This is a genomic window from Citrobacter sp. MGH103 (genome assembly GCF_001034475.2).
Classification (GTDB): Bacteria; Pseudomonadota; Gammaproteobacteria; order Enterobacterales; family Enterobacteriaceae; genus Citrobacter; species Citrobacter freundii.
The window spans coordinates 4145806-4159673 of the sequence record NZ_CP073043.1 but is presented as its reverse complement, the minus strand read 5'-3'; the positions used below and the strand labels follow the sequence as shown (position 1 = coordinate 4159673).

14 protein-coding genes and 1 other annotated feature are annotated in these 13868 nt (G+C 52.7%); of the genes, 11 read left to right on the top strand and 3 right to left on the bottom strand.

The genetic code is table 11. The features are described 5' to 3' along the window. The first annotated feature begins 229 nt into the window (after positions 1-229). Together sltY and trpR are read left to right on the top strand one after the other, a co-directional pair. On the top strand, positions 230-2167 hold the full coding sequence (gene sltY / locus SK33_RS20085; RefSeq protein WP_003019016.1) for a murein transglycosylase: 1938 nt from the start codon (positions 230-232) through the stop codon (positions 2165-2167). 89 nt (positions 2168-2256) lie between these two features. Continuing rightward, complete coding sequence (gene trpR, locus SK33_RS20080; RefSeq protein ID WP_003837292.1) at positions 2257-2583, top strand: trp operon repressor; 327 nt, start codon at positions 2257-2259, stop codon at positions 2581-2583. Positions 2584-2638: 55 nt separating this feature from the next. On the opposite strand, the gene yjjX is transcribed toward trpR, so the two are convergent. After that, positions 2639-3154 carry an inosine/xanthosine triphosphatase gene (yjjX, locus tag SK33_RS20075; RefSeq protein WP_003019009.1) on the bottom strand — a complete coding sequence of 172 codons (516 nt, stop codon included), beginning with the start codon at positions 3152-3154 and terminating at the stop codon, positions 2639-2641. A 52-nt stretch (positions 3155-3206) separates the two neighbouring features. On the opposite strand from yjjX, the gene gpmB reads away from it, so the two are divergent. Continuing rightward, the gene (gpmB, locus tag SK33_RS20070) at positions 3207-3854 is read left to right on the top strand and encodes a 2,3-diphosphoglycerate-dependent phosphoglycerate mutase GpmB (protein ID WP_003019006.1); all 648 of its coding nucleotides are present in this window, start codon (positions 3207-3209) and stop codon (positions 3852-3854) included. Here gpmB and robA read toward each other — a convergent pair. Continuing rightward, positions 3851-4720, bottom strand: a complete 870-nt coding sequence (robA, locus tag SK33_RS20065; RefSeq protein WP_003837295.1) for an MDR efflux pump AcrAB transcriptional activator RobA — start codon at positions 4718-4720, stop codon at positions 3851-3853. The two genes, gpmB and robA, sit on opposite strands and share 4 nt — an antisense overlap. A gap of 211 nt (positions 4721-4931) precedes the next feature. Here robA and creA point away from each other — a divergent pair, with 211 nt between their 5' ends. The 4 genes from creA to creD are packed head-to-tail and all read left to right on the top strand — an operon-like array spanning position 4932 to position 8950. Then, positions 4932-5405 carry a protein CreA gene (gene creA, locus SK33_RS20060; RefSeq protein ID WP_003018998.1) on the top strand — a complete coding sequence of 158 codons (474 nt, stop codon included), beginning with the start codon at positions 4932-4934 and terminating at the stop codon, positions 5403-5405. Positions 5406-5417: 12 nt separating this feature from the next. Next, entirely contained in the window at positions 5418-6107 is a 690-nt protein-coding gene (gene creB / locus SK33_RS20055) for a two-component system response regulator CreB (protein ID WP_003018994.1), read from the top strand. After that, positions 6107-7531, top strand: a complete 1425-nt coding sequence (gene creC / locus SK33_RS20050) for a two-component system sensor histidine kinase CreC (protein ID WP_016149521.1) — start codon at positions 6107-6109, stop codon at positions 7529-7531. The genes creB and creC overlap by 1 nt, the downstream gene beginning before the upstream one ends. A gap of 57 nt (positions 7532-7588) precedes the next feature. Continuing rightward, entirely contained in the window at positions 7589-8950 is a 1362-nt protein-coding gene (creD, locus tag SK33_RS20045; protein WP_048219760.1) for a cell envelope integrity protein CreD, read from the top strand. A gap of 60 nt (positions 8951-9010) precedes the next feature. On the opposite strand, the gene arcA is transcribed toward creD, so the two are convergent. Next, a complete protein-coding gene (gene arcA, locus SK33_RS20040; protein ID WP_001194359.1) occupies positions 9011-9727 on the bottom strand; it encodes a two-component system response regulator ArcA in 717 nt (238 codons plus the stop codon). Positions 9728-9822: 95 nt separating this feature from the next. On the opposite strand from arcA, the gene yjjY reads away from it, so the two are divergent. The 4 genes from yjjY (at position 9823) to thrA (ending at position 13867) form a co-directional block, all read left to right on the top strand. Continuing rightward, positions 9823-9963 (top strand): protein YjjY, encoded by a 141-nt coding sequence (gene yjjY, locus SK33_RS20035; RefSeq protein WP_042998021.1) that lies wholly within the window; start codon positions 9823-9825, stop codon positions 9961-9963. A gap of 398 nt (positions 9964-10361) precedes the next feature. Then, a complete protein-coding gene (locus tag SK33_RS20030; protein ID WP_003018988.1) occupies positions 10362-11048 on the top strand; it encodes a tRNA/rRNA methyltransferase in 687 nt (228 codons plus the stop codon). 206 nt (positions 11049-11254) lie between these two features. Further along, positions 11255-11381, top strand: a sequence feature (Thr leader region). Continuing rightward, positions 11260-11325: a thr operon leader peptide gene (gene thrL, locus SK33_RS20025; protein ID WP_032337689.1), complete on the top strand. Its 66-nt coding sequence runs from the start codon at positions 11260-11262 to the stop codon at positions 11323-11325. Its footprint overlaps the feature before it by 66 nt. Positions 11382-11404: 23 nt before the next feature. After that, a complete protein-coding gene (gene thrA, locus SK33_RS20020) occupies positions 11405-13867 on the top strand; it encodes a bifunctional aspartate kinase/homoserine dehydrogenase I (protein WP_003018985.1) in 2463 nt (820 codons plus the stop codon). Position 13868 lies beyond the last annotated feature (1 nt).

Sequence of the window (13868 nt, the reverse complement as noted above, 5' to 3'; positions counted from 1 at the left end):
CTTCCTCGCCGCCTTGCTGCAACTTGAATTATTTAGGGCTAATTATTGGTAAATAGTTATCAAAGGCGAAGTGTAGCCTTTTTCATTGTCCAATCCCAGCCAGCAGATCCCACTCGCAACAAAAGTAAAAAAGTGTCCGTGACGTGGCGCATTCTGCAATGTCTGGTTAGCATGAATGAATTAAGCGGCATGATGCTGCACAGACGTAACATGAGAAGAGGAAGAGCTTGTGGACAAAGCCAAACAATTTACCTGGCGCCTGCTGGCTGCCAGCGTATGTCTGCTGACGGTCAGTCAAGTAGCGCGAGCGGATTCCCTGGATGAGCAGCGCAATCGCTATGCGCAAATTAAGCAGGCCTGGGATAACCGGCAGATGGATGTCGTAGAGCAGATGATGCCTGGCCTGAAGAACTATCCTCTGTATCCTTATCTGGAATATCGCCAGATCACTGACGATCTGATGAATCAGCCCACCATTACCGTCACCAATTTTGTGCGCGCCAACCCGACGCTGCCCCCGGCGCGTACTCTGCAATCTCGTTTCGTGAATGAACTGGCGCGCCGCGAAGACTGGCGTGGGCTGCTGGCGTTCAGTCCGGAAAAACCGGGCACCACCGAAGCGCAATGTAACTATTACTTCGCGAAATGGAGTACCGGACAAACTGAAGAAGCCTGGCAGGGGGCGAAAGAACTGTGGCTGAGCGGAAAAAGTCAGCCGAACGCCTGTGACAAATTATTCGGCGTATGGCGTGCCTCAGGCACCCAGGATCCGCTGGCGTATCTGGAGCGTATTCGTCTGGCGATGAAAGCCGGGAATACCGGACTGGTCACGGCGTTGGCCGGACAGATGCCCGCGCAATACCAAACCATTGCTTCAGCGATCATCGCGCTGGCCAACGATCCGAATTCGGTAATGACCTTTGCTCGCACCACCGGCGCAACGGATTTCACCCGACAGATGGCGGCGGTCGCCTTTGCCAGCGTGGCGCGTCAGGATGTGGAGAATGCCCGCCTGATGATCCCTTCCCTGGTGCAGGCGCAACAGCTGAATGACGAGCAAACCCAGGAGCTGCGCGACATTGTCGCCTGGCGTCTGATGGGCAATGACGTTACCGACGAGCAGGCCAAATGGCGTGATGATGCGATTATGCGCTCCAACTCCACCTCGCTTGTGGAGCGCCGGGTGCGCATGGCGCTGGGAACCGGCGATCGTCGTGGCCTGAATACCTGGCTGGCGCGTCTGCCAATGGAAGCCAAAGAAAAAGATGAGTGGCGCTACTGGCAAGCGGATCTGCTGCTGGAGCGCGGACGCGATGCGGAAGCCAAAGAGATCCTGCACCAACTCATGCAGCAGCGCGGTTTCTATCCGATGGTGGCGGCACAGCGCCTGGGCGAAGAGTACGAGCTGAAAGTGGATAAAGCACCAGCTAACGTTGATTCTGCGCTGACTCAGGGCCCGGAAATGGCACGCGTACGCGAGCTAATGTACTGGAACATGGATAATACCGCGCGCAGTGAATGGGCGAATCTGGTCACCAGCCGTACCAAGTCCGAGCAGGCTCAGTTGGCGCGTTACGCGTTCAACAATCACTGGTGGGATCTAAGCGTTCAGGCGACGATCGCCGGAAAGTTGTGGGATCATCTGGAAGAGCGATTCCCGTTGGCCTATAAAGATCTTTTTACCCGTTACACCAGCGGCAAGGATATTCAGCCAAGCTATGCGATGGCGATAGCGCGTCAGGAAAGCGCCTGGAACCCGAAAGTGAAATCACCGGTTGGCGCAAGCGGGCTGATGCAGATTATGCCGGGTACGGCGACGCATACGGTGAAAATGTTCTCGATTCCAGGTTACAGCAGTCCGAGCCAGCTATTGGATCCTGATACCAACATCAACATCGGAACCAGCTATTTGCAGTACGTGTATCAGCAATTTGGCAATAACCGCATCTTTGCGTCAGCAGCCTATAACGCCGGTCCGGGACGCGTTCGCACCTGGCTTGGCAATAGCGCTGGCCGCATTGATGCCGTCGCGTTTGTCGAGAGCATTCCGTTCTCAGAAACGCGTGGTTATGTGAAGAACGTGCTGGCTTACGATGCGTACTATCGCTATTTCCTCGGCGATAAACCGGAGTTGATGAGCGACGCAGAATGGCAACGTCGTTACTGATCGTGTCGATTGTGTTATGCTATCGTACTCGTTAAAGAGTACAAAAGGGGGAGGCAAGCACGCTTCCCCCGCAACGATGGCGATATCTTATGACTCAGCAATCACCCTATTCAGCAGAGATGGCAGAACAACGTCACCAGGAGTGGTTACGTTTTGTCGATCTGCTTAAACACGCCTACGAACAAGATTTACACCTGCCACTGCTCAATTTGATGTTAACGCCGGATGAGCGTGAAGCGTTGGGCACGCGTGTGCGTATCATTGAAGAGCTGCTGCGCGGTGAGATGAGCCAGCGTGAGCTTAAAAACGAGCTCGGGGCGGGGATTGCTACTATTACGCGAGGGTCGAACAGCCTCAAATCCGCACCGGTGGATCTGCGTCAGTGGCTGGAACAGGTGTTGCTCGGGAAAAATTGATCCGCCGGATGTGGCTTTGCCTTATCCGGCCTACGATTGAACAACCGGCACAATGCTATAAATATACCGCGTTATGAAACGGGCTGAGCGCCAGAATCACCGCCTGGTGGTAGACGCTCGAGCGCGTCAGCTTACCCGCGGTAAAGACGCCGATTGCGCCCTCTTTACGGCCAATCTCATCAATACCTGTATAGTCCGACATCACCGGGCCGAGTGCTTCACCTTTGCGGACTCTGTCGAGAATGACAGTAGGCAATGGCAGCGTGGCTGAACGGGCTTCACCGCGCTGGATGCCGTTATCAATTACTACCCAACTGAAGGTGGCATCGTCGTCAATTCCTGCTTCAATGGCGACCCAGAAATCAGCCTGTGGGTGCTGGCGGCGAGCGTTATCAACGCGATTTCGTGCGCCAGTGCGCGTTTCCTGGTTTCCGAAAGGTTGTTCCGGCACGCCACTCTCGACGGCGACGGGTTCAATATGGCAGGATCCTTCCCCGAAAATCTCTTCAAATGCCCGCAGAATTGCCTGAATTTTGGCAGGATTGGTGGTCGCAGAGATAACCTTGTGCATAATTAAGCTCAGTTTGAAAATTCATCGCATCGCAGTATAACGGAAAAAAAGCATGTTACAGGTATACCTTGTTCGCCATGGCGAAACGCAGTGGAACGCCGAGCGACGTATTCAAGGCCAGTCAGACAGCCCACTAACCGCTAAAGGTGAACAGCAAGCCATGCAGGTGGGTGAACGCGCTCGCTCGTTTGGTATTACGCATGTCATCAGTAGCGATCTTGGTCGTACACGACGCACCGCAGAAATCATCGCCCAGGCCTGTGGCTGTGATATCACCTATGACTCCCGTCTGCGCGAGCTAAATATGGGTGTGCTGGAAAAACGTCACATCGATACGCTGACGCCGGAGGAAGAGGGCTGGCGTCGCCAGTTGGTGAACGGTACGGTGGATGGGCGTATCCCGGAAGGGGAATCGATGCAGGAATTGAGCGATCGCGTCAACGCAGCGCTGGCATCCTGTCTGGAATTGCCGCCGGGAAGTCGTCCGCTGCTGGTCAGTCACGGTATCGCGCTGGGTTGCCTGGTGAGTACAATTCTTGGATTACCGGCATGGGCTGAACGTCGCTTGCGTCTGCGCAACTGTTCTATTTCTCGCGTTGATTACCAGGAAAGCTTATGGCTGGCGCCGGGATGGGTCGTTGAAACGGCAGGGGACATCTCACATCTGGACGCCCCTGCGTTGGATGAACTACAGCGCTAGCGGCGAATCGGAATCAGGAATTCGCAGCGCAGGTTGATCGGGCGATCTCCCGCTTTGGCATCTTCTGCCGGGTAATATCGCTCGATATCCTGTCCTTTACGGCGCGTCAGGTTCAGCATTGGCATGCATGTGCCGTAAACCGTCAGGATAAACTCTTGCACGCCGGTTCCCAGCCCTTCGTAGGTAAACATCACGTACTCGCCACCCTGTAACAGGATAGGCTGCGCCGACGGCACATAGCCATTGGCCTGTTCCGGCGTCAGTGCAGTGGTGTAAAACACTTCCTGCTCGTCATCTTTTTCAATGCTCGGACGCGTTTCGTTAAGCCCGTACAGGACTGGCGGGATCGCAGGAGCCTGACTGAGGAAGTCGCGCCAGAACTGAATACGCATTTCATGACGGAAATCTGAAATCTGTTCCAGCGAGCAGGAATAGCTTTGCGTGGTGCCGAGTAGTTGCGTATCTTCCAGGGTGACAAACTCGTGCGCAGGCATCGCAAATTCACCCAGTCGCATTGGCGGGCGAATACCAAACGCACTCCATTCCGGGGAGCGACGATACAGAGCAGGAGTTTGGGAAAACTGTTTCTTGAACGCGCGAGTAAAGGTTTGTTGAGAGTCGAAGCGATATTGCAGCGCAATATCCAAAATTGGGCGCGCAGTCAGTCGTAGCGCCACTGCAGATTTCGATAAACGACGGGCGCGGATATAGGCGCCAATAGCATGGCCCGTCACGTCCTTAAACATTCTCTGCAGGTGCCACTTGGAATAGCCCGCTTTTGCCGCCACATTGTCAAGCGACAAAGGCTGATCCAGATGACCTTCCAGCCAGATTAATAGGTCGCGAATAATGCCAGCCTGATCCATAAAATATCCTCATCCTTTCAACAACGAGTACCTGACGTCAGGTATGAGGATAATAGCATTTTTTGCTGTTTTAGCATTCAGTGTTTTTTTTGCTCATAAATGCTTTTTTCGGACATACGAAAGCGTGATTATTGTAATCCTGTGATCTGTATACGTTTTATCTTAGAATGTCGAATAATTGCACAGAGTAACTTTTAAAAATGGTAACAATATGAAATATAAGAGCTTAGTCATTTCCTCAATTCTGCTGATGTTGGCGCAGGTTGCCCATGCGGAGCAGATTGGATCTGTCGATACGGTGTTCAAAATGTTCGGCCCGGATCATAAAATTGTGGTCGAAGCGTTTGACGATCCGGATGTTACCAACGTGACCTGCTACGTGAGTCGGGCGAAGACTGGCGGCATCAAAGGTGGTCTGGGGCTGGCGGAAGATACCTCCGATGCCGCCATTTCCTGCCAGCAGGTTGGGCCGGTAGAACTGAGCGACAGAATCAAGAACGGTAAAGCTCAGGGCGAAGTGGTATTTAAAAAACGTACCTCGCTGGTGTTTAAATCTTTACAGGTCGTGCGTTTTTACGATGCGAAACGTAATGCGCTGGCCTATCTGGCTTATTCAGATAAAGTCGTCGATGGATCGCCCAAAAATGCCATTAGCGCGGTACCCATCATGCCGTGGCGGCAATAATAAGGAAGCACAATGCAACAGCCGTTGATCTGGTTGGTTGAGGATGAGCAGGGAATCGCTGATACGCTTATCTACATGCTGCAGCAAGAGGGGTTTAGCGTAGAGGCGTTTGAGCGCGGATTTCCCGTGCTGGAGAAATCTCGCCAGCAATGCCCTGATGCCATCATTCTGGATGTCGGGCTACCGGATATAAGCGGTTTTGAACTGTGCCGACGTTTACTTGAACGCCACCCGGCGTTGCCGATCCTGTTTCTGACCGCACGCAGCGATGAAGTGGATCGCCTGTTGGGGCTGGAAATTGGCGCGGATGACTATGTTGCCAAGCCTTTCTCGCCGCGTGAAGTGTGCGCTCGTGTGCGTACGCTGCTGCGGCGGGTGCAAAAATTCTCCACGCCTTCATTGACAACGCGCTGTGGGGATTTTGAACTTAATGAGCTGGCCGCGCAGATTACCTGGTTCGGCATGCCGTTGAACCTGACGCGCTATGAATTCCTGCTGCTGAAAACATTGCTGATGGCGCCGGGACGTATTTACTCCCGCCAACAATTGATGGATTTAGTCTGGGCCGATGCGCAGGATACCTTTGACAGAACGGTCGATACCCACATCAAAACGCTGCGCGCCAAGCTGCGGGCCATCAACCCCGAGCTTTCCCCCATCAATACGCATCGCGGTATGGGATACAGCCTGAGGAGCGTCTGATGCGCATTGGCATGCGTTTGCTGCTCGGCTATTTTCTGATTGTTGCCGTCGCTGCCTGGTTCGTTCTGTCTATCTTTGTGCAGGAAATTAAGCCAGGCGTCCGTCGAGCGACTGAGGGCACATTGATTGATACCGCCACGCTGCTGGCTGTGCTGGCGCGTGATGACTTACTCTCTGATACCCCCGCCAACGGCAAGCTGGCGCAGGCCTTTTCGCAACTGCATAACCGCCCATTCCGCGCCAATATCAGCGGCATTAACAAAGTACGTAATGAATACCATGTCTACATGACGGACGCGCAGGGCAAGGTGGTGTTTGATTCAGCTAACCAGGCCGTCGGTCAGGACTACTCCCGCTGGAACGACGTGTGGTTAACGTTACGTGGGCAGTATGGCGCTCGTAGTACGCCGCAAAACCCGGATGATCCGGAAAGCTCGGTGATGTACGTTGCCGCGCCGATTGTAGACGGTGGTCGTATTATCGGTGTGCTCAGTGTCGGCAAACCAAATGCAGCGATGGCGCCGGTGATTAAACGCAGTGAACGGCGAATGCTGTGGGCCAGCGCCGTATTGCTGGGTATTGCCCTGGTGATTGGCTTCGGGATGGTATGGTGGATAAACCGCTCCATTGCCCGGCTGGCGCGTTATGCCGATTCCGTTACTGAGAATCGCCCCGTCCCACTGCCTGATTTAGGCAGTAGCGAGTTACGCAAACTGGCGCAGGCGCTGGAAAGTATGCGTCTGAAGCTCGAAGGCAAGAACTACATTGAGCAGTATGTCTACGCGTTAACGCATGAGCTGAAAAGCCCGCTGGCGGCCATTCGTGGCGCGGCAGAGATACTGCGCGAAGGTCCGCCGCCAAACGTGGTAGCGCGCTTTACCGATAATATTCTGACGCAAAATGCGCGCATGCAGGCGCTGGTTGAAACCTTGTTACGTCAGGCGCGACTGGAGAATCGGCAGGACATTACGTTGACGCCAGTGGCGGTAGATGCACTGTTTGCTCAGCTCAAAGAGGCGCGTAGCGTGCAGCTGGCGGCAAAAAACATCACGCTGACCATTTTGCCTTCATCGCTTAGCGTCGCAGCCGATCCCGCGTTACTGGAGCAGGCATTGGGGAATTTACTCGACAACGCTATCGACTTTACGCCACAGGACGGGACGATTGTGCTGAGTGCACATCAGCACGAGGATCGGGTCACGTTGCAGGTTACCGACAGCGGTAGCGGGATCCCTGACTTTGCGTTGCCGCGTATTTTTGAGCGCTTCTACTCGCTGCCCCGCGAGAATGGACACAAGAGCAGCGGTTTGGGGCTGGCGTTTGTCAGTGAAGTTGCACGACTGCATGAAGGCGCGGTGACATTATCTAACAGACCAGAGGGCGGCGCACAAGCTTCGTTTACGCTTCACCGTCACTTCACATAACTTCAAATTCTCCGCACATAGCTGTTCTACCTTGCTGATATTGCAAAGGAGAACGCTATGTTGAAATCACCCCTGTTCTGGAAAATCGTCACTCTGGGTGGCGCCATGCTGCTGCTGTTAATTCCCCTGACAATGGTCAGGCAGATAATCGTAGAGCGATCGGATTATCGCAATGACGTTGAAGATGCAATCCGCCAGAGCACCAGCGGACCGCAAAAGATGGTCGGCCCGTTGATAGCCATTCCGGTGACAGAGCTTTATACCTCGCTGGAGGATGGCAAAGAGATCCAGCGTAAGCGAAGCTATATCCATTTCTGGCTGCCGGAGTCGTTGGTGGTTGAGGGGAGTCAGAACGTTGAAGCGCGTAAAATCGGTATTTATGAGGGCCAGGTCTGGCACAATGACCTCTCGGTGAAGGCCGAGTTTAACGCTGAACGTTTGCGTGATTTAAACCATCCCAACGTCAGCGTCGGCAAACCATTTATCGTGGTTGGCGTGGGGGATGCGCGCGGGATTGGTGTGGTGCAAGCGCCGCAGGTCAATGGAACGTCGCTGGCGGTTGAGCCGGGGACGGGGCTGGATGGACGTGCGCAGGGAATTCACATTCCGTTACCCGACGCGAGCTGGGCGGAGCAAAACCTGAGCATGACGCTGTTGCTGAATTTGAGCGGAACAGGAGATTTCTCCGTTGTTCCGGTTGGCCGTAACAGTGAAATGACCTTAACCAGCAATTGGTCGCATCCCAACTTTCTTGGGGATTTTCTTCCGGCTAAGCGCGAAATCAGTAAGTCTGGATTCAATGCCCAGTGGCAAAGCAGTTGGTTTGCCAATAACCTCGGCGAACGCTTTGATGGCGAAAAGATTGGCTGGGAGGGAATGCCTGCATTTAGCGTCGCTGTCGCCACGCCTGCGGATCAATACCAACTGACGGACAGGGCGACAAAATATGCCATTTTGCTGATTGTGCTGACCTTTATGTCTTTCTTTGTTCTTGAAAGCATGACCAGCCTTCGACTGCACCCAATGCAGTACCTGCTGGTGGGATTATCGCTGGTGATGTTTTATCTGTTGCTGCTGGCGTTGTCAGAACATATTGGTTTTACCGCCGCGTGGATTACGGCGAGTCTGGTGGGGGCGTTGATGAACGGTGTGTATCTGCAGGCGATATTACAGGGTTGGCGTAAGAGTATTTTGTTCACCGTAGCGCTGCTGGGGCTGGATGGTGTGATGTGGGTGTTGCTCCGTTCACAGGACAGCTCTTTACTGCTGGGAACCGGCGTGCTGTTGGTCGCGTTGTGTGGCGTGATGTTCCTGACGCGTCATCTTGACTGGCACTCGCTGGCACAGCCAAAACCAAAGCCGACAGAAATTCCGGAGTTTCAGCCTGCGCAGAGTGACGAGTTTCGCTTATGGAAATAGGGCTGTGGTGAAATGAAAAACGGCGCATATTGCGCCGTTTTTTTACCTGTGAGGATCGAATTAATCCTGCAGGTCGCCGCAGAAACGGTAGCCTTCACCGTGAATGGTGGCGATGATTTCTGGCGTATCCGGCGTTGATTCGAAATGTTTACGAATGCGGCGGATAGTCACGTCAACGGTACGGTCATGCGGCTTCAGTTCGCGACCGGTCATTTTTTTCAGCAGTTCTGCGCGAGACTGGATTTTGCCCGGATTCTCACAGAAGTGAAGCATGGCGCGGAATTCGCTGCGTGGCAGTTTATACTGCTCGCCATCAGGACCAATCAGAGAGCGGCTGTTGATGTCCAGCTCCCAGCCATTGAATTTGTAGCTCTCGACGCTACGGCGTTCTTCGCTGACGGTACCCAGGTTCATGGTACGCGACAGCAGGTTACGAGCACGGATAGTCAGTTCGCGCGGGTTAAACGGCTTGGTGATGTAATCGTCTGCGCCGATTTCGAGGCCGAGAATTTTATCGACTTCGTTATCACGGCCCGTCAGGAACATCAGCGCAACGTTAGCTTGTTCGCGGAGTTCGCGCGCTAACAGGAGGCCATTTTTCCCAGGCAGATTGATATCCATAATCACAAGGTTGATGTCATATTCAGAGAGAATCTGATGCATTTCCGCGCCATCTGTCGCTTCGAATACATCATAGCCTTCTGCTTCGAAAATGCTTTTCAACGTGTTGCGTGTTACTAACTCGTCTTCAACGATAAGAATGTGCGGGGTCTGCATGTTTGCTACCTAAATTGCCAACTAAATCGAAACAGGAAGTACAAAAGTCCCTGACCTGCCTGATGCATGCCGTAAATTAACATGATCGGCGTAACATGACTAAAGTACGTAATTGCGTTCTTGATGCACTTTCCATCAACGTCAACAACATCATTAGCTTGGTCGTGGGTAGTTTCCCTCTGGACCCGACAGTGTCAAAAACGGCTGTCATCCTAACCATTTTAACAGCAACATAACAGGCTAAGACATGCCGGACACCCAATAAAACTACGCTTCGTTGACATATATCAAGTTCAATTGTAGCACGTTAACAGTTTGATGAAATCAACGTATCCAAATGTTTGCTTTCATCACAAAATTGCAATATTACAACTAGTTGCACGCGCTAATTAATAAATGTAATGAATCCAACCAATGCGATCCATTTTAAATTAAATTATCATGGATAAACAGAAGGATATGCAACTTTTGTTAACATAAAGGGCAATAGTTCAGCCTGGAAATAGTTTAGCATTTTTTACCGGATGCGAAATGCTTTTTCAGTGATTTCTGTTAAAAATATGTAAATTCGTGCTGCGTAATATGTTGATGCACGTCACATTATTACCTGCACACAGGCCAAAAGAGTATCGAAATGCGTTTAACAATTATTCTGGTTGCCCCCGCCAGAGCGGAAAATATTGGTGCGGCAGCCCGTGCGATGAAGACCATGGGATTTACCCAGTTGCGGATCGTTGACAGCGAGGCCCACCTGGAACCCGCCACGCGATGGGTTGCGCATGGCTCGGGTGATATTATTGATAATATTAACGTTTTTCCAACGTTAGCCGAGGCGCTTCACGACGTGGATTTTACCGTCGCGACCACGGCGCGCAGCCGCGCGAAGTTTCATTATTACGCTACGCCGGTCGAACTGGTTCCCCTGTTGCAGGAAAAATCAACGTGGATGGATCACGCCGCGCTGGTTTTTGGTCGTGAAGATTCGGGGCTGACCAACGAAGAATTGGCTCTGGCGGATGTCCTCACCGGGGTACCTATGGTAGCTGACTATCCATCACTCAATTTGGGGCAGGCGGTGATGGTGTATTGCTATCAATTAGCAGGTTTAATACAACAACCGGCCAGAAACATTGAGATGACGGATGAGCATCAGCTACAGGCATTGCGCGAACGTGTTTTGCGTTTATTAGCCACGCTGAACGTTTCTGACGACATTAAGTTGACGGACTGGCTGCAACAGCGAATGGGTCTGTTAGAGCAGCGAGACACGGCAATGTTGCACCGTTTTTTACATGATATAGAAAAAAATCTAACAAAATAAAGTATTGATAAATGTTTGTTGAGTGGTGTTTTACTCTGGTTTCAAGTGGGCGAGACATACTGTATTGGTTGAAAGTAAAAGGGCAAGCAGTCGCTCATGAACAAGTGTCGGAATGTGATCAATTTAAAAATTTATTGACTTAGGTCAGCAGATACTTTAACCCTAAAAGAATACAAGACAGACAGATAATAATTACAGAGCACACAACATCATGAAACGCATCAGCATCACTATTACCACAACCATCACCATTACCACAGGTAACGGTGCGGGCTGACGCGTACAGGAAACACAAGAAAAAGCCCGCACCTAAACAGTGCGGGCTTTTTTTTCGACCAAAGGCAATGAGGTAAACCATGCGAGTGTTGAAGTTCGGCGGTACATCAGTGGCAAATGCAGAGCGCTTTCTGCGGGTTGCCGATATTCTGGAAAGCAATGCCAGACAGGGGCAGGTCGCGACCGTGCTCTCTGCCCCCGCAAAAATTACCAACCATCTGGTGGCGATGATTGAGAAGACCATCGGTGGTCAGGATGCTTTAGCCAATATCAGCGACGCCGAACGTATTTTCTCTGAGCTGTTGGTGGGTTTGGCCGCTGCGCAGCCGGGTTTTCCGCTGGCTCCGCTCAAAGCCTTTGTTGAACAAGAGTTTGCCCAGATTAAACACGTCCTGCATGGCATCAGCCTGTTGGGACAGTGCCCGGACAGCATCAATGCCGCGCTTATCTGCCGCGGCGAAAAAATGTCGATCGCCATCATGGCTGGCCTGCTGGAAGCGCGCGGGCACAACGTGACGGTCATCGATCCGGTGGAGAAATTGCTGGCAGTCGGCCATTACCTCGAATCTACCGTTGATATCGCCGAATCTACGCGCCGCATTGCCGCCAGCCGTATTCCTGCGGACCACATGATTTTGATGGCCGGATTTACCGCCGGGAATGAGAAAGGTGAGTTAGTGGTGCTGGGGCGTAATGGCTCCGACTACTCTGCCGCCGTACTGGCCGCCTGTTTGCGCGCGGATTGTTGTGAGATCTGGACCGATGTTGACGGCGTATATACTTGCGATCCGCGTCAGGTACCCGACGCCCGACTGCTGAAGTCGATGTCTTATCAGGAAGCGATGGAGCTTTCTTACTTCGGCGCCAAAGTGCTGCACCCGCGCACCATTACCCCTATTGCCCAGTTCCAGATCCCTTGCCTGATTAAAAATACCGGCAATCCACAAGCGCCTGGCACGTTGATTGGCGCCAGCAGTGATGACGACGATTTGCCGGTAAAAGGTATTTCTAATCTCAATAACATGGCGATGTTTAGCGTTTCCGGCCCAGGAATGAAAGGCATGGTGGGTATGGCGGCACGCGTTTTTGCCGCAATGTCGCGTGCGGGCATCTCGGTAGTGCTGATCACCCAATCCTCTTCCGAATACAGCATCAGCTTCTGCGTCCCGCAGGGCGACTGCGCGCGTGCGCAACGCGCGATGCAGGATGAATTCTACCTCGAACTGAAAGAAGGCCTGCTGGAGCCGCTGGCGGTGACTGAGCGTCTGGCTATCATCTCTGTTGTTGGCGATGGTATGCGTACTCTGCGTGGCATTTCGGCGAAATTCTTTGCCGCATTGGCTCGCGCGAACATCAATATCGTGGCGATCGCCCAGGGTTCGTCTGAGCGTTCTATTTCAGTGGTGGTGAACAACGACGACGCGACTACCGGCGTTCGCGTGACCCATCAAATGCTGTTCAACACCGACCAGGTGATTGAAGTGTTTGTGATTGGTGTAGGCGGCGTGGGCGGTGCGCTACTGGAGCAGCTTAAACGTCAGCAAACCTGGCTCAAAAAGAAGCATATCGATCTGCGCGTGTGCGGCGTGGCGAACTCGAAGGCCCTGTTGACCAACGTCCACGGACTGAATCTGGAAAACTGGCAGTCGGAGCTGGAAAGTGCGAAAGAGCCTTTCAACCTTGGGCGCTTAATTCGCCTGGTGAAAGAATATCATCTGCTTAATCCGGTGATTGTCGACTGTACGTCAAGTCAGGCGGTGGCAGATCAGTATGCTGATTTCCTGCGCGAAGGTTTCCATGTGGTTACGCCGAACAAAAAGGCCAACACCTCGTCGATGGATTACTACCATCAGCTGCGTTTTGCCGCCGCGAAGTCCAGGCGTAAATTCCTCTACGACACCAACGTGGGCGCAGGCTTGCCGGTAATTGAAAACCTGCAAAACCTGCTCAGCGCAGGTGATGAATTGCAGCGTTTCTCCGGTATTCTTTCCGGCTCGCTGTCGTTTATTTTCGGCAAGCTGGATGAAGGCATGAGCTTCTCGCAAGCCACCACCATGGCGCGTGAGATGGGCTATACCGAGCCCGATCCGCGTGACGATCTTTCCGGCATGGATGTGGCACGTAAGCTGTTGATCCTCGCCCGTGAGACCGGTCGTGAGCTGGAGCTTTCAGACGTGGTCATTGAACCAGTTCTGCCAAAAGAATTTGATGATTCCGGTGATGTATCCGCGTTTATGGCGAAATTGCCGCAGCTGGATGACGTGTTTGCCGCGCGCGTGGCGAAAGCCCGTGATGAGGGAAAAGTATTGCGTTATGTTGGCAATATCGAAGAGGACGGCGTTTGTCGCGTGAAAATTGATGCAGTAGACGGCAACGATCCGCTGTTTAAAGTGAAAAACGGTGAGAACGCGCTGGCATTCTATAGCCACTACTATCAGCCGTTACCGTTGGTTCTGCGCGGATATGGCGCGGGTAACGACGTGACGGCAGCGGGCGTCTTTGCCGACCTGCTACGCACCCTTTCATGGAAGTTAGGAGTCTGAC